The 16,557-nt window shown below is 37.5% G+C and carries 13 protein-coding genes; 11 read left to right on the top strand and 2 right to left on the bottom strand.

What is annotated here, in order from left to right; genetic code table 11:
* The first annotated feature begins 106 nt into the window (after window positions 1–106).
* Window positions 107–817 carry a hypothetical protein gene (locus T323_RS0107325; RefSeq protein ID WP_026672688.1) on the top strand — a complete coding sequence of 237 codons (711 nt, stop codon included), beginning with the start codon at window positions 107–109 and terminating at the stop codon, window positions 815–817.
* On the opposite strand, the gene T323_RS0107330 is transcribed toward T323_RS0107325, so the two are convergent.
* Window positions 809–1,804, bottom strand: a complete 996-nt coding sequence (locus tag T323_RS0107330) for an acrylyl-CoA reductase family protein (protein ID WP_026672689.1) — start codon at window positions 1,802–1,804, stop codon at window positions 809–811. The two genes, T323_RS0107325 and T323_RS0107330, sit on opposite strands and share 9 nt — an antisense overlap.
* Window positions 1,805–2,062: 258 nt before the next feature.
* On the opposite strand from T323_RS0107330, the gene T323_RS26250 reads away from it, so the two are divergent.
* The 4 genes from T323_RS26250 (at window position 2,063) to rnhA (ending at window position 4,774) form a co-directional block, all read left to right on the top strand.
* Window positions 2,063–2,674 carry a DedA family protein gene (locus tag T323_RS26250; protein ID WP_051556432.1) on the top strand — a complete coding sequence of 204 codons (612 nt, stop codon included), beginning with the start codon at window positions 2,063–2,065 and terminating at the stop codon, window positions 2,672–2,674.
* 381 nt (window positions 2,675–3,055) lie between these two features.
* Entirely contained in the window at window positions 3,056–3,922 is an 867-nt protein-coding gene (locus T323_RS0107345) for a hypothetical protein (RefSeq protein ID WP_026672691.1), read from the top strand.
* A gap of 86 nt (window positions 3,923–4,008) precedes the next feature.
* Window positions 4,009–4,131: a hypothetical protein gene (locus T323_RS29545; RefSeq protein WP_281175727.1), complete on the top strand. Its 123-nt coding sequence runs from the start codon at window positions 4,009–4,011 to the stop codon at window positions 4,129–4,131.
* A 19-nt stretch (window positions 4,132–4,150) separates the two neighbouring features.
* Window positions 4,151–4,774 carry a ribonuclease H gene (gene rnhA, locus T323_RS0107355; RefSeq protein ID WP_026672692.1) on the top strand — a complete coding sequence of 208 codons (624 nt, stop codon included), beginning with the start codon at window positions 4,151–4,153 and terminating at the stop codon, window positions 4,772–4,774.
* A 707-nt stretch (window positions 4,775–5,481) separates the two neighbouring features.
* Here rnhA and T323_RS0107360 read toward each other — a convergent pair.
* Window positions 5,482–6,369, bottom strand: a complete 888-nt coding sequence (locus tag T323_RS0107360) for a TetR/AcrR family transcriptional regulator (protein ID WP_026672693.1) — start codon at window positions 6,367–6,369, stop codon at window positions 5,482–5,484.
* Between the two features lie 163 nt (window positions 6,370–6,532).
* Here T323_RS0107360 and T323_RS0107365 point away from each other — a divergent pair, with 163 nt between their 5' ends.
* The 6 genes from T323_RS0107365 to T323_RS0107390 all read left to right on the top strand — a co-directional run bounded on the left by T323_RS0107365 (window position 6,533) and on the right by T323_RS0107390 (window position 16,556).
* Window positions 6,533–9,589 carry an efflux RND transporter permease subunit gene (locus T323_RS0107365; RefSeq protein ID WP_026672694.1) on the top strand — a complete coding sequence of 1,019 codons (3,057 nt, stop codon included), beginning with the start codon at window positions 6,533–6,535 and terminating at the stop codon, window positions 9,587–9,589.
* 120 nt (window positions 9,590–9,709) lie between these two features.
* Window positions 9,710–10,612, top strand: coding sequence for an alpha/beta fold hydrolase (locus tag T323_RS0107370; RefSeq protein WP_051556433.1), 903 nt, complete (start codon window positions 9,710–9,712; stop codon window positions 10,610–10,612).
* 644 nt (window positions 10,613–11,256) lie between these two features.
* Window positions 11,257–12,279 carry a LacI family DNA-binding transcriptional regulator gene (locus T323_RS0107375; RefSeq protein ID WP_026672696.1) on the top strand — a complete coding sequence of 341 codons (1,023 nt, stop codon included), beginning with the start codon at window positions 11,257–11,259 and terminating at the stop codon, window positions 12,277–12,279.
* Between the two features lie 98 nt (window positions 12,280–12,377).
* Complete coding sequence (locus T323_RS0107380) at window positions 12,378–14,351, top strand: ABC transporter substrate-binding protein (protein WP_026672697.1); 1,974 nt, start codon at window positions 12,378–12,380, stop codon at window positions 14,349–14,351.
* Window positions 14,352–14,411: 60 nt separating this feature from the next.
* Window positions 14,412–15,410: an ABC transporter permease gene (locus tag T323_RS0107385; RefSeq protein ID WP_026672698.1), complete on the top strand. Its 999-nt coding sequence runs from the start codon at window positions 14,412–14,414 to the stop codon at window positions 15,408–15,410.
* A 3-nt stretch (window positions 15,411–15,413) separates the two neighbouring features.
* Complete coding sequence (locus T323_RS0107390; protein WP_035178031.1) at window positions 15,414–16,556, top strand: ABC transporter permease; 1,143 nt, start codon at window positions 15,414–15,416, stop codon at window positions 16,554–16,556.
* The last annotated feature ends 1 nt before the right edge of the window (window position 16,557 follow it).

Below are 16,557 nucleotides of genomic sequence, written 5' to 3' on the forward strand. Positions count from 1 at the left end.
TGTCCGTAAAGAATTAGATAAGGCTGTTTTTCATGAAATATCGGAATAAATGTCCGATACGACAGGTGACAAATGGCGCTGAAAAGGCAAGGATAGGGGGGTAAAAATGCGAGATGTTTCGTTTATACCGATAGATGGAAAAGAAGAGCTTGTCATTGCAACAGATTGTGCGGGTGCGATTGGTGAAAAACCTGAAGATGAAGTGAAAGTACCATTAGAGGTTGTTAGTTATTACACAGCACGAGTGGCAATGATGGAATGTGTAAGTGTAGGGGCAACACCATTTGCGGTTGTCCTTCAAAACTTCGCTGGAGATGATTCCTGGGAGAAGATAAAAGGTGGTATTCAGCAAGCTTGTTCAGAACTCGGATTACAAAATATCAAAATAACAGGAAGTTCAGAATCGAACTTTCATTTTAAGCAAACAGCGATAGGCATTAGCGTTTTAGGCAAAGTCGATTCAGAGGAAAAACGTATAGCGATAACTCCTCCGACAGCCCGTTTCGCCGTCATCGGAAAACCGCTTGTTGGGAATGAAGTGATAGAACAAGCAAATGATGTTCTATCACTTTCGTTATTTCACTCTTTACTAGACTTCACGTATGAGATGATTCCTATCGGCTCAAAAGGAATAGCTTATGAGCTAAACGAGCTAATGAAAGATAACGAGTTACAAGCGACAAACATAAAATCAACACTAGCATTAACAAAGTCAGCTGGACCGGCTACATGTGCTCTCATAAGTTATCACGAAAAAATGGAACCAAAAATAAAAGAATTAGTAGGGCACTTGTTTTTTCGAATAAACTTAGTGTAGTTTTACGATTGTACGTCCTGTATGTTTTCCATCTAATAAAAGGGCGAGAGTTTCCGGTAACTGTTCAATTGTAATTTCATGGTTAAGCTGTTTTTCTAATGAAACGGGTTTTAAATCAGTGGCTAACCGTTTCCAAATCTTTTTCCGTAATTCCATAGGACAATAAGCAGAGTCAATACCAAAAATGGTAATGCCTCTTAAAATAAAGGGGAAGACTGTTGTATGAACATCAGTTCCGGCTGTCAGTCCACTAACGGCAACAGCCCCATGTTGCTTTAAAGAGCTTACAATGGAAGCGAGTGCTTTTCCGCCAACAGCATCAACAGCAGCTGCCCATTTTTGTTTGCTTAATGGACGAGACGGATCGGTTAAGATATCATTTCTAGAAATTACTTCATTTGCACCTATTGATAAAAGAAACTCTTTTTCTGCTTTTTTCCCAGAACTGGCTACAACATCGTACCCTCGTTTATGAAGCATCCCAATAGCAAGACTGCCTACTCCGCCAGTTGCTCCAGTTACAAGGATGGGGCCACTATCAGGGGTGATCCCATCTTGTTCAAGGCGTTCAATCGAAAGAGCAGCAGTAAAACCAGCTGTTCCATAAATCATTGCTTCTTTTAACGATAACCCATCAGGTAAGGGGACAACCCATTCTGACTTTACACGAGCATACTCACTGTACCCTCCGAAATGACCAGTTCCTAAATCATAACCCGTGACGAGCACAGCATCCCCTTTTTTAAATTTACTGTCAGTGGAATCAACGACAATACCGGCTAAGTCAATTCCTGGTACCATTGGGAACTTTGTTACGACTTTACCAGAAGGAGAACAGGCTAAGGCATCCTTATAATTAACACTAGAGTAGGAGACTTTGATGGTCACTTCACCTTCTGGTAAATCTGACATAGAAAATTCTTTTCGAGTAATAGAAAAGCATGAATCCGCTTTCATAACAATGAGTGCTTGAAACGTTTGTTCCACTAAAAGCCCTCCTTCTCATTCATTATATATGAGTATAGTAACAGTATATGTTTCTAGCGGTCAAAAAATATAGAATAATATGTAGGAAGCATAACAGTGACATTGCCACTATCTGTTAATTACATTGTATGGTAACATGGATTTGAAAACAATATATAATTTTTTTGATAAAGTGAATGTTAATAAGCTCATTTCCTGTCTTTTCTTTGTCATTTTTATTATAGTATTACTATATTAAAACGGAAAGAAGATGATAGCATGGAGGCGGAAGTACTGCTTCAAGCAGTAATGGACTATGGCTACATCATTTTATTTCTCTGGCTTTGGTTAGGCATGTTTATTGCACCTGTTCCAAATGAAATTATCGTATCGACAGTTGGATTTTTGTCAGGTCAATACTTGCACCCTATGGCTGCTTTACTAACAGCATATATTGGAATTATCGCGAGTATAACTACGAGTTATTTTGCTGGAAGATTAATAGGGTATCCAGTGTTACATTGGTTACAAAGAAAAGGTCCAAGTAAGTCTGTTCAAATTGCATCATCTATCATGGACAAATATCGTGTGTATTCATTAAGTTTTAGCTATTTTATCCCGGGAGTACGGAATATTGTACCTTTTTTATTTGGAATGAACCGGCTACCGTTTCAAAAATTTGCAATGCTCGCATACAGTAGTGCGTTTGTTTGGTGTAGTATCTTCTTCTTTTCAGGGTTATACTTCGGTCAATTTAGTAAGGATTATCCTTGGGAAGGAATCGCCTTTATTGTATTGCTTATAGGTTTTGTCATGTATATAGGAATGGTAACGTTAAAGAAAATTGCCGCGAATAAAAATGTAAAAGAAAACGAAACACGCCATCAATAAGTTAACTTGGCTAACGGACATCTGTTCAGCTATTCTATAAAAAAGTAACCTTTTTCAAAGGCTATTGGACACTGGTTCCGTTAAAGTAGTGAAATGGGGTATTTTTAATGTGCTTTTTGGTCAAATAGCGGAACGTATGTCCGATAGAAAAGAAAAAAGGGCTTGTTTCGCTGAAATAGCTGAACAGATGTCCGTAACGGATGGATGGTGCGACATAAATTCAGCTTTCCTTCTTTTGAATCAAAAAAAAGCAAGCAACCAACGTAATCGGTCGTTTGCTTTTTTGTTATTAGTCAAAATCGAATAGTGGAATAAAAGTATAATACCTCTTTTCTTAAACCGATAATCCTAAAAGTGAGTGCTTATCAAAAGGAGTGTCATATGAAAAAAATAGGTGTAATGAGTATGGTCCTTATCATGTTAATCGGTGGAGGTTTTTTTGTGAGGCAAGCTCTTGGTCATTCGTTAAGTATCGGGTCATGGGTATGGGAAACAAATGAAATAGAAAATGTGGATGCATTATTTACTTTTTTTGAAGCTGAACAAATTGACCGGATTTATCTTCAAATTGACCAAAGTCGCAGATATTCAGACTATCAGAGATTTATACAAGAAGCAACGGAAAAAGAAATCGAAGTGTTTGCGTTAGATGGAGGGCCTGATTGGGTTTACACAAATGAAGCGAAGATATTTGTTCGGTGGGTACATTCCTTTAATGAAGTCGTAGAAGAAAATGAACGATTTGTTGGAATCCAGCTTGATATAGAACCATACTTATTACCGGAATGGGAGGAGAATAGAGAAGAGATTGTTCGGAGATTCCAAGATGTAATTCTCGATGTCAAACAGGAAATACCAATGATTTCTCTTGAGTTAGCCGTCCCGTTTTGGTTTGTTTCAATTGATTATCATAATGAATTTGGAAAAGGAGACTTAGGACAATGGGCAGTCCGAAATTCTGACCAAGTTTCAGTTATGACTTACCGAACAGAACTTGAAGGCGAAAACGGGATTTTCTCCTTGTTTGACCCTTTTGTAGAAAGGGCACAACGAGAAAATAGACCAATCCGATTAGCTATTGAAACAATGGAAATTGATGATGAATCAATTAGTTTTTACTTTCATTCAAAAGAAACGTTTCAACAAGCTTTAGCTACATTACTCTCTCATTATGAAAAAGATAAAACAGTAACTGGAATCGATATACACCATTATAAAAGCCACAAGGAATTACTTTTGGATAAGTAAAGTGGATTGTATTATGAATCTTTAAAAGCTTATTTTAAAAAAGTCGCTCCGCGTTTTTCTTAATAGATAAAAGGAAGAGGAACATCATGAAACGAACATATACATATAAAGAAAAAGTTCGTTTGTTCTTAACGGTTCTCATACCGATACTTGTGACTCAGCTTTATCCGAATGCGAAAAAATACAAAGAAGTAATCCAGCCAAACTAAGGAAAGAAAAGGGGATAATATGAGTAAAAAACAACAAAAGTATTACGTCGTGTGGAATGGAAGACAACGAGGGATTTACACGTCATGGGCAGAATGTGAAAAACAAGTAAAAGGTTTTCAAGGCGCAAAATTCAAATCTTTCTCAACGAAAGCAGAAGCGGAACAAGCTTTTCAAGCGGGTAAGGCTAACTCGGTAAAAACAATAAAAAAAGATAGAACTCATACCGATACAGCTGAAGTTATTTGGGATAGTGTATCTGTTGATGTTGGCTGTCGAGGAAATCCAGGCATTGTTGAATATAAAGGCGTTCATACGAAAACAGGTGAAGTGTTATTCTCACATGATGAAATCCATATTGGAACAAACAACATGGGGGAATTTTTAGCTATTGTCCATGCCCTCGCATATTTAAAAAAAGAGAACAAAACGATTCCTGTTTATTCCGATTCTGAAACGGCGATGAAATGGGTCCAAGCTAAAAAAGCAAAATCAACATTAAAGCGTGATAGTGAAACAGAGTATATTTGGACGTTAGTAGAAAGAGCAGAAGCGTGGCTACAAAAGAACACGTACCCGAATCCAATATTAAAGTGGAGAACAGAAAAATGGGGTGAAATAAAAGCAGATTACGGGAGGAAATAAAAGTGGACATCTATACAAAGAGGACGGACAGATTATCTTGTCCGTCTTTTTTTGAAAGATTAAAAAGTAAAAAAATTGATATAGCAATGAAGCTTTGAATGCTTATTCTAGAAGAGCGAAGGCTCCGTACTTCGCTTGAAACGAAAAGACGCTCCCGTGTTTTTCTTATTGTTTAGGAAACTATAAAATAGTCGACTTATGTATAACATTGCTCTAATAAATTCTTAGAATGATTTAGGGACTTGGAGTACTATGAGACAAGCAAGAAAAGAACCAAGTGAATCATTCAACAGTTGGGTCGGGTTTATCGGGTTAGCGATTTTGTTGTTTATGGTAAGTAAGCGGCCATGAAAACCGTTATCTGTGAACATTGCTAGCGTTTTGGAACGTTGGCGGACACAGGAGCTGTTAATCATAATACATCGCTAGGAATAGAGTGGCTTTTGCGTGAATAAGCGCTCCTGTGGCCGCTAAAAAACGGAAACCCGTATCATGTTCACAAATAACGGCTGCTCTGACCGCAAAAATGAAACAAATGAGGGAGTATAAAAATTTTGGTCTAGCAGCGAAGCTTTGAAAGCTTATTCAAGAAGTGCAAAGGCTACGCACCTGCGCGTTTCACCCCAAGAAGAGCGCTTGGGGTTCACTGTCAAAAGCGGGCAGGGATCCGCACTTCGCTTGAAACGAAACACCGCTCCCGTGTTTTTTTATTCAGTAAGAAGTATATCTTCTAATTGGTCAGCTGACTTTTTTAGTAGTGGCTCAGATTTTAAAATCGAGAACAGTCCTTTTAAAATAATTTGTTCAGGCTGTTGTTTGTTTACTTCAATGGAAATTCTGTCCACACATTCAATCAGTTCCTTTCTCTGACTTTCTTGTATCGTATCGCATAATTCAATTGTTTCATAAATATCTTTCCAAGCTTGTTCACGTTTTTCAAAAGAAACAAAGGCGCCTTGTTTGTCCATTTGTACTGCAAAAAAAGCCATCTCTTCCTCTTTTAGTAACGGTTGACTATCGCCATGCAAATAACTTTCTCCTAAATGTTGTAATTGAGTGACTATATGTGTAGCCAAGTCTTTAGATTGAATAGTGGTGTAATCTGAAACAAATAACTTCATATAGGAAGTGTAAATGGATTGAATCATCCAAAATAAATCCCATTTATATGGAGTTATGTCAGGCCCGAATAATTCAATAATATTGGCATCTAGCCAAGTGAAAAAACGGCCACGCATACGGTATTCAAACTGTTTAAGCTTCTCGCTATGCTTTGGACCGTCTCCTCTCATTTGCATTTTCATGAAAAACTTATATTCGGCAATTCCTTCAAATTGAACTTCAAACTGTTTCATTAACCGTTGTTTTACAGGGATATTTCGATGTAAAGAAACAACAAATGCTCGTTCAAAAACGAGTTGTTGGTAATGTTCGTATATCGAAATTAAGAGGTCCTCTTTCGACTGAAAATAGGAGTAAATCGATCCTTTCGCAATCCCAATTTCATCTGCGATTTCTTGAATGGAGGTGTTCTCATAACCTTTCTCTCCAAAAAGTTCGACAGCTTTTTCTAATATCTGTTGTTGTTTATCCAAGTGATTCACCTCTATTGCAAATTTGATGCTTATGTGTTGACGGAAATAATCCCACATGAGAAAATGACTTCAAAGTCAAGGTTATAAATGTTGTTATATTAATGTTTTTATTGTTCTTTTATCAAAAAATGACTATGAAGTCAGTGGGAGCTGGGTTGAAAAGATGCTATCATGGATTTTGCAACGTTCAAAGGTTTTTTTAATTTTATTTCTTTTGTTTATTATTATTGGTGTTTACACATTTTTATCTTTACCACAACGAGAAATCCCTGAAATCACACTAAATATCGGGACTGTAACGACAGTATATCCAGGAGCTACAGTTGAAGATGTAGAAAGAGATATTACAAATCCAATTGAAGAGAGTATAAAGAATATTGAAGGCATTGAAGAAATTGTGTCTTCCTCTTCAGCTGGTTTTTCCTCGATTGTGTTAACGCTTGAGGACGGGGTAAACCAAACACAAATTTTATCTGATGTTCGTCAAGCGGTTTCCGTAGTTGCAACCCAATTCCCTGAAAATGTGAATGACCCTACTGTAAGTAATGTTTCAGGAAGCACGCCTGTTGTTTCTTATCACATTATAAGTGATGACAGAACAAACTTAAATGGTTTATACGAAGAAATGATGAGATGGCAAAAGGAAGTTGAGTCACTACGTGGGGTCGACCGTGTTATAATTAAAGGAATTTCGGAAAATGAAGTTATGATTTCATTGGATTCAAGCCTTTTAGCAGAAGCGCGTCTTACGTTACCGGAAGTAATCGAAGCGATTGAAGATGAATTTGCTCCTTCTCCCCTTGGAAAGGTTGAAACTGATGGACAAATTCTGCAACTAAAAGTGGATCATTATCGTAATAGTACGAATTTGGAATCGGTTCTTGTTGGAAGTGATCAAGAAAATAATCCTGTTTATTTAAGTGATGTAGCGACGGTAAAGATTGAGCCAAAAGAAACGACCGACTTAATTGCCTTTGAAGATGCACCGTCCATTTCCTTCACTGCTTTTGTTCAGCCTGGTGAGGATATTCCAACGGTAGATAAAAGGGTGGATGAAACTGTTCGTGAGCTCGCAAAAGGGCTCCCTGAAAATGTGGAATTGGTTTCTTATTATTCACAAGCGAATATTGTAACGGACATTTTTGAAAGTTTATTTTTATCGTTAGCCATTGCAGTGGTAGTTGTTATTTTTACGGCTATACTTGGCTTAACATTTTCAGGAGCCATTACTGTCGCTTTGGCTGTACCGATATCATTGTTAATGGGGTTAATCCCATTACCGTTTACTGGTGTTGACTTAAACCAAATATCGGTGATTGGTGCTATTATCGCTTTAGGGATTTTAGTAGATGATTCAATTGTTGTAAACGATAATATCCAACGGCATTATAAAATGGGGAAGTCTGCTTTAACTGGGGCCGTTACGGGTGTAAAAGAAGTGTGGGTATCTATTGTTACTTCTTCATTAGCAATAGTATTTACTTTTTTACCTCTTGTATTTTTAAGTGGGGCCAATGGCGCTTTTATCCGTGCATTACCTATGGTTTTGATTACAACGATATTGGCTTCGACACTCGTTGCGCTTTTCTTTGTTCCGATGCTTCGGTATTTGATGCAACGAAAAACGAACAGAAAAATGTCTGATGCACCAGGATTACTAGGAAAGCCATTAAATCTCGCATCAGATTTTTACGCAAATCGCGTGTTGGCTAAAGCAAGTAAGTGGCCATTTCTTGTTTCCTTTGCTGGACTTTTCATAACAACAGCTATCATAGGTTTAGTCGTTTTTACACCATTTGAGTTTTTCCCAGCAGCTGACCGGGAAGAAGTAACCATTGATGTCGAATTACCAATTGGGACGCCATTAGAAGAAACATATGAGCTTATGCAAGAAATGACTGACTTCGTTGCTGCAGATGATGGAGTAGTAGAAACAAGTGTTTTTAGCGGGACAGGGTTACCGAACTTATTTAATAGTTCTCTTGATGTGAGTGGCCCATTTACTGGTCAAATTGTTGTGCGAGTCGATCGTGTAAATCAAACGGCGCAAGGGTTTATTAATAATTGGACAAAGCCATTACGCGAAGAATTTCCAACAGCGACGATTTTTTTAGAAACAATTGAACAAGGTCCTCCTACAGGTGCTCCTGTGACAGTGACTGTGACAGGTCCAGATATTGATGCTCTTGTTGAGTGGAAAGAGGAGCTACAACTTGAAATGCAAGCCATTGGAGCAGAAATAGTTTTAGATAACATGGGACCAAGAGAACCTGCTATAGTGTATGTACCTGACCGTGAAAAACTAGAACAATACGGAGTAACAGTCAACCAAATTAGCGAACAAATTCGTATCGTTACAGGGGGCATTCCGTTTCGGACTTTCGATGATGGAGTTGTGAAATACAACTCAACCTTATTTGTGGATAGAGTAGAAAAAGGACAACAAGTGAATTTATATGAAATTGATTTTGTCGTACAAGAAAACGGTATTCCAACACTAGTTCCACTTTCAGATTTGGTGACAGAAGAAAGGTCCGAACAGCTACAACGAATCGGTCATATCGATGGAGAACGAGCGATTGTATTACGGGCATACCCAGGTGAGACAGAGGGATTTAAAGCAAAAGTAGCTGAACTTGTTGAAACTCATCGCCAAAACCTTCAAGGAAATGAATATTCAATTTGGGTAGGTGGAGAAAATCAAGCACAAGATGACTTCTTTGCAGAAATAATCATTTTGTTCATCATTGTTATTTTCCTTGTTTACTTGTTATTAGCCTTTCAGTTTAATTCGCTCAAAATGCCATTTCTAGTGTTAGTCGCTGTTTACTTAGCGATTGCGGGTGCTATATTAGGGTTGTTTGCTACTCAAACACCTATAAGCTTTTTAGCTGTTATGGGAATGGTCTCGTTAACAGGAATTGTTGTTCGAAATTCAGTCGTTCTACTTGATTTCATTGAGCAAGGAAGAAAGAGTGGAATGAGTATCCAGGAAGCTGTTATTGAATCTGGCCGGTCGCGATTACGACCGATTTTGTTAACGGCAGTAACTTCGGTTGTAGCGTTACTTCCTATTGCGATTTCAGGAGACGCACTATTTACGCCATTAGCGATTACGATTATTTCAGGGATATTATTTTCGACATTGCTAACGCTAGTGCTTGTCCCTATGCTATATATTGTGTTTTCACGTTTTCAAAACAAAGAAAGATTAAATTAATATGAGGAAGGTAGGAAAGATATCATTTCCTATCTTCTTTTTGTTTACCTGGCAGTCTGCATTCGACGTATGTTATTTATTTTGATGTCAATTACATCGGAAAACAATGAGGAGAACCGTATGTTAAAGCTTTGTTTTGCTTACAATACGGGTAAGAGGTGGCGTAAAGTGAACTGTGAATATACATATATCCATACAAATAGCATCACATTACATACGGTTATGGCAGGGCCAAAAGAAGGCCCACTTGTAATTTTGTTGCATGGTTTCCCTGAGTTTTGGTACGGGTGGCGTTTTCAAATCGAAGCATTAGCCAAAGCAGGATATCGAGTGGTTGTCCCCGACCAACGGGGATATAACTTAAGTGAAAAACCACAGAAAATAGAAAGCTATACGATAGACATTTTACGGGATGATATTTTAGGATTGTTATCGTCTTTACAGAGAAAAAAGGCAATTTTTATTGGTCATGATTGGGGAGGACTCGTTGCATGGCATATTGCGACAACGGACCCTCTATGTGTGGAAAAGCTCATTATTTTAAATAGTCCGCAACCTCATGTAATGGTAAAGGTCGTAAGTTATTTGCCGATTCAATGGTATAAAAGCTTTTATTTGCTTTTGTTTCAGCCTCCTTTTTTACCGGAATGGGCGTTTCGAAATCAACACTTTCAGCTATTTGAAACGATTATGGAAAAGACAAGTCGGAACGGCACATTTACAACTGACGATTTTGCGGTGTATAAAACGGCGTGGTCACAAAAACAGGCATTAACAACAATGGTTCATTGGTACCGAGCGATGAGAAAAGGAACGATTAAACAAGTGAAAGAAAGGGCCATTACTGTTCCTGTCCGAATCATATGGGGAAAAGATGATGTTTTTTTATCGTTGTCATTAGCAAAAAAAAGCATAGAGCATTGTGTGGATTGTAAGCTAGTTTTAGTTGATGCGACACATTGGGTTCATCTTGAACAACCTCAACTAGTGAATAAGTTTTTATTAGAATTTATTGCTGAATAACTACGAATGCTGCTGCTCTTAAGAGAGTGGCTTTTTTTGTTCCACACTGGAGGGATTAAAGATTGATAAGCTAGAAGTAAATCGTGTTGAATACTCGTGTGTAACTTCTCTTCCTTCTAATCTTACGGACATCTGTTCCACTATTTTAAGTGAAAGTAACGTTTCTCAAGTGCTATCGGACACTTGTTCTGTTATATCATAGAAGTGTCGTGTTTCCCCGCTTATTTGGCCATATAGCGGAAAGTATGTCCGTAAGAAATGTAGAAAAGGTTAAATTTTCATGAAATAAAGGAATATATGTCCGAAACGAGAGGTGTCGCAGAAGATCCATTCCTATATATCTATCTCTTTTACAAAAATCTAACATTTTATTCACAAAAAGAGATGAAGACACTAACATGTGGGGAAAGGTGAAAAGTCTTTTATACCAAGGGTTACTCCTTGGTTCTTTATCGTATCTTTAATTATTAGTTAAAACGGTTTGATTAAATTTATAAAGTAATAAAGTAGGAGGAACCTTTATAAATCAATGATTTGCGCTAACTATTAAATAGATTTATTAATGATTAACATGAAATTTACGCTTAGTTTATTAGTAATTAATAAAACCGGTTTAATATCAATTATGGTAAAGGGTGATGAAAATGACAAATATCAATGATGTTGCCAAAGCAGCAGGAGTATCCAAAAGCACAGTTTCAAATGTATTTAGTCAAAAGCGACCAATTAGTAAGGAGGTGAGGGAACGTGTTTTAGCGGTAGCGAAAGAGCTTCACTATAAACCAAATTACTTAGCTCGAAGTTTAGCGATAAAAGAAACGAAGATTATCGGTTTAAATATGGTTGGTGAAAAAATTAAGTTTAGCCAATTTCATCTTTCATTTATAAATGGCGTGTTAAGTGAATGTTACCATCAAGGCTATCGATTGCTTGTAAATACTTTACCTGACCATTATCGAGAACAAGTTATTCATGTTGCGTCAAATCCTACAGATGGAGAAATCATCTTAGCACCGTCAATGAATGATAATCGGATAATTGAAAGTGTGGAAAAGAATACACCAGTCGTTGTTGTTGGAATCCCGCCAACGCCATATGAAAACCAACTTTCTTATGTAGACAACAATAATTTTCCTGCCGCTGTGCAAGTAACTGACTACTTAATTTCGTTAGGGCATCGCAATTTTTTATTTCTTAATGCTCCTAAAATACGGACTGTTAGTCAAGAACGAGAAATAGGTCATGTTGCCTCGTTAGACAAAAATGGTGTCCCGGTTAATCAGCGTTTTATTATTCCACGTAATGAAAAATTGACTTCAGTTGAGTTTGGATATGTAACGGCAAAAAAAATGCTAGTTGAAAATAAAGAGCTGACGGCCGTGATTACTGATAATGACAAAGTTGCCTTAGGGGTATATCGAGCTTGTGCAGAATTAGGGATTCAAATACCAAAGCAATTGTCGATTATAGCTTTTAGTGACGGGTCTGTATATGCATCTGAATTTTCTCCACCGTTAACAAATATGAAATTGAATGGAGAAAAATTAGGGAGGGAAGCCGCTAAACTACTAATTGAACAAATCAAGTCTTCTGAACAAATTGTAAAAAGAGTCATTATTCCAATTGAATTAGAAGAAAGAGGATCAACTTCAAACATTCAAACATGAAGCTGACATACATATGAACTTACTTATCATCATGACATTTACTTTTTCATTCACGTAAGGAAATGTATCGTCACGAATTATTAATTAGGAGTGGGAACATGTTTAAGAAAAAGTTAGTTATCATGATGATTGTACTTTTTATCTCTATGATAGTTGTTGGTTGTCAATCGAAAACGGAAGAAACGACGATAGAGCCGAAGAATGAATTAGAACCGGTCGAAGTAGAGCAGTTAGCAGTTGGATCTGAACTAAAAGATGCACCAATGCTCCAGGAGCTTGTTAGTAAAGGTGATTTACCAGCAGTAGAAGATCGTATGCCAATTCTTGATGATATTATGGTCGAACCGGTTCTTGAAGAAATCGGGCAATACGGAGGAGAATGGAATTACCCGTGGGCTGGTCCGGATGATAAGTGGGGTATAGGTAAAATTACCGAAGAAGCATTATTTCGATTTACAGAAGATGGGAATGGTGTCGAGCCAAATGTTGCTAAAGGATATGATGTGAACGAAGAAAGAACGGAATACACGATTTATTTACGTGAAGGAATGAAATGGTCGGATGGTGAGCCGTTTACTGCCGATGATGTTATTTTCTACTGGGAGCATATGCTCATTCCAGAGACATTTGGAAAAGCACTTTATGATTGCTATTACTCTGTCAATCCTGAAACAGGAGAAAAAGTTCGTTCCGATGTAGTGAAAGTGGATGATTATACAGTTAAAGTCATTCACAAATATCCAAGTGTACTTTTCTTAGAGCGTTTAGCGATTGATAATAAATGGTTTTTTGCTCCAGCTCATTATTATGAAAATATTCTTCCTGAATTTTTAGGTGAAGAAAAAGCACTTGAAGTTGCGAAAGAATATGGATACAACGACTTAGATACATTTGGAGAATGGACTGGATATTATTTCTGGTTAATTCCTGACCGCCCAACACTTAGAGCATGGGTAGGAACAAATGACCCACATAGTGACCGCTATATTATGGAACGAAATCCGTATTACTTTAAAACGGATGCAGAAGGAAACCAATTACCTTATATCGATCGAATTGTTTTAAACAAAATGCAAGATACTAGCCACTATTTAATGGAAACTCTTGCTGGTAATGTTGATGTGTTTACGTTTGGTTTTACAGATTTTACAGTATTAAAAGAAAATGAGCAAAAAGGAGATTACCGTGTTTTACAATGGACACCTACAGCATGGTCAAGTACAGGTTTACAGTTAAATCAAACGATTGATGATCCGAAATTACGTGAACTTTTTCAAGATAAACGTTTCCGTGAAGCTTTATCCGTCGCTGTTGACCGTGTCGAATTATCGGAAATTTTAACGAGTGGATTAGGTGAACCACAACAAGCTTCCGTTTCGGAAGGGGTGCCAAACTATCAAGAAGGCTGGAAAGATCAGTGGAACGACTATAATGTTGACCGTGCTAACGAGTTACTTGATGACATCGGTTTGAAATGGGATGACAAGAAGGAATTCCGTACGTTTGCAGATGGCTCAGAACTAAATCTTGTGATTTATCAAGAAAGCCGTGGAGAGACTCAAGTTGGGACATTACAAGAATTATTAAAGATGTATTATGAAAAAATCGGAATTAAAACAGATATTAAGATTGCTGACCAAGGATTGTTTTTTGATTTGAAATATGACAATAAAATCCCAGCAACAACCCAAAACATCAGTGTTGTAAAAGTAGCGTATCGTCCAGATGAACTGGTGCCGTTACGTGTGATTACGCCTTGGTTTGGTCACTATGGTTTATACAATTCTTCTAATGGAGAAGAAGGGGTAAAACCAGAAGGTGATGTTGCCAAACTAGTGGAATATTGGAACAATTTAACAGCCTCAAAAACGTCAGAGGAAGTTGATAAGTGGAGTGATGAAATCGTAAAACTCCATAAAGAAAACCAATGGGTAATTGGGTATACGGGTCCAACTCCGTCGTTAGTTGTTGCGAAAAATAATGTTCGAAACGTTCCAGATGGTCTTATTGATAGTGATGAATTTAGAGGGTTAGGACATGCCAAACCAGTCCAGTTCTTTTTTAAACAATAATAACTAATAGACAGGGGGATTCCCCCTGTCTCTATCCTACTATGTGTGGAAGGAGAAATTATGGTTCGTTACATCGTTCGTAGAGTTCTATTAATGATACCGGTAGTTTTTGCAATTTCGGTTATTGTCTTTTTTATCATTCAATTGCCACCAGGGGATTTCGTCAGTAGTTATGCTTTACAAATGGAGCAAGATGGTGAGGTGTTAAACGATGATGCATTGGACCGATTGCGTGAATCCTATGGGTTAGACCAAGCATGGTATATACAATATGGGAAATGGATGTGGGGGATTGTAACAGAAGGTGATTTTGGATATTCATTTAGTTATAATCGTCCTGTTTTAGACGTGATTCAGCAGCATATGGGGATGACGCTAATTGTATCGATAGCCTCTTTGCTTTTTACATATTTTGTTGCGATTCCGATTGGGATTTATAGTGCATTAAAGCAATATTCCTTTGGTGATTATGTGTTTACAACAATCGGCTTTTTAGGGATGGCCACACCCAATTTTTTATTAGCCATTATTTTAATGTACTTATCTTTTACTTTTTTTGGTGACCCAATGCTAGGAATACAGTCAAAAGAATTTGTTGACCAGCCTTGGAGTGTGGCAAGAGTAATAGATTTATTAAAGCATCTCATTATTCCGATCGTTGTCATTGGTACTGCAAATACATGTGAACTTATTCGTGTAATGCGAGGACAAATGCTCGATGAGATGACAAAACCGAATGTATTAACCGCTCGTTCAAAAGGATTATCAGAAGGTCGGATTATTCGTAAATATCCAACAAGAGCTGCACTAAATCCGATTATTAGTACGATTGGTTGGTCTTTAACGTCTATTTTTACAGGAGCGACTATCACGGCTATCGTGTTGAATCTTCCGACGCAAGGACCGGTTATGCATAAAGCATTATTAGGTCAAGACATGTATTTAGCCGGGACATGGTTGTTTTTTATGGCTGTTTGTACCGTAATTGGAACATTAATTTCTGATATTTTACTTGCTTGGCTAGATCCAAGAATCCGAATGGATAGAAAAGGAATGTAATCAATGGAAATACAAGTGAAGAAAGAGAAAGTGAATATATGGAAAAAGAAAAAGGTAAGTGAAGAATCTTATTATATGGCTTCGCAATGGACGTTAATGGCACGAAAATTGCGGAAACATAAATTAGCACGAATAAGTTTACTCATATTGTTCGTCTTATATATGTCTGCACTTTTGGCACAATTTATTGCGCCATATCATTTACAAAGCTATAACAGCGAATATGTCAATGCCCCACCAACAACAATTCAATGGATAGATGAGGATGGCAAATTTCATATTCGTCCCTTTGTTTATGGATTAACTACATCAAGAGACCCTGATACATTACGTAAAATCGTAGTTGCTGACACTGACGTTAAATACCCAATTCGATTTTTTGTTGAAGGGGAACCGTATCGGTTTCTTGGATTATTTGAAACCAATATCCGCTTGTTTGGAGTGGAACAGCCCGGACAGTTATTCCTTTTTGGAACGGACGGTACAGGTCGCGACTTATTTTCTAGAATTGTGCTTGGGAGTCAAATCTCATTATCGATTCCGTTAATCGGTGTCAGTATAAGTTTTGTGTTAGGGATTATTATCGGAGGGGTTTCCGGATACTTTGGTGGTGTAGTCGATTCAGTTATTCAAAGGTTAATCGAAATCATTCGCTCTTTTCCGACTTTGCCGTTATGGATGGCCTTATCAGCGGCAATTCCACCAAGAGTACCAGTCGTGCAAATGTTTTTGTACATTACGATTATCATGGCTTTTTTAGAATGGACCGGGTTAGCTCGTGTTGTTCGAAGTAAATTTGTTTCATTAAAAAATGAAGATTATATCATGGCAGCCAAAATATCTGGAGTGTCGACGATGAAAATTATTGCTGTGCATCTAGTTCCTGGTTTTATTAGTTATTTAGTCGTTGCGGCCACGTTGGCAATCCCAGGCATGATTATTGGTGAGACGGCGTTAAGCTTTTTAGGGTTAGGTATACAAGCACCAGCAACAAGTTGGGGAGTCCTTCTACAAGAAGCTCAGCAAATTGAAAATGTTGCCTTATATCCATGGAAACTGATTCCTTTAGGTTTTGTTATCTTGACAGTATTAGCATTTAACTTTTTAGGTGATGGATTACGGGATGCGGCTGACCCTTATAAATAGG

It is taken from the genome of Alkalihalobacillus bogoriensis ATCC BAA-922 (assembly GCF_000621445.1).
GTDB lineage: Bacteria > Bacillota > Bacilli > Bacillales > Bacillaceae_F > Bacillus_AO > Bacillus_AO bogoriense.

Bases quoted from the DNA above. Each gene is read 5' to 3' on its own strand.
- T323_RS0107325 (WP_026672688.1), top strand. From the start codon at position 107: ATGCGAGATGTTTCGTTTATACCGATAGATGGAAAAGAAGAGCTTGTC.
- T323_RS26250 (WP_051556432.1), top strand. From the start codon at position 2,063: ATGGAGGCGGAAGTACTGCTTCAAGCAGTAATGGACTATGGCTACATC.
- T323_RS0107345 (WP_026672691.1), top strand. From the start codon at position 3,056: ATGAAAAAAATAGGTGTAATGAGTATGGTCCTTATCATGTTAATCGGT.
- T323_RS29545 (WP_281175727.1), top strand. From the start codon at position 4,009: ATGAAACGAACATATACATATAAAGAAAAAGTTCGTTTGTTCTTAACG.
- rnhA (WP_026672692.1), top strand. From the start codon at position 4,151: ATGAGTAAAAAACAACAAAAGTATTACGTCGTGTGGAATGGAAGACAA.
- T323_RS0107365 (WP_026672694.1), top strand. From the start codon at position 6,533: ATGCTATCATGGATTTTGCAACGTTCAAAGGTTTTTTTAATTTTATTT.
- T323_RS0107370 (WP_051556433.1), top strand. From the start codon at position 9,710: ATGTTAAAGCTTTGTTTTGCTTACAATACGGGTAAGAGGTGGCGTAAA.
- T323_RS0107375 (WP_026672696.1), top strand. From the start codon at position 11,257: ATGACAAATATCAATGATGTTGCCAAAGCAGCAGGAGTATCCAAAAGC.
- T323_RS0107380 (WP_026672697.1), top strand. From the start codon at position 12,378: ATGTTTAAGAAAAAGTTAGTTATCATGATGATTGTACTTTTTATCTCT.
- T323_RS0107385 (WP_026672698.1), top strand. From the start codon at position 14,412: ATGGTTCGTTACATCGTTCGTAGAGTTCTATTAATGATACCGGTAGTT.
- T323_RS0107390 (WP_035178031.1), top strand. From the start codon at position 15,414: ATGGAAATACAAGTGAAGAAAGAGAAAGTGAATATATGGAAAAAGAAA.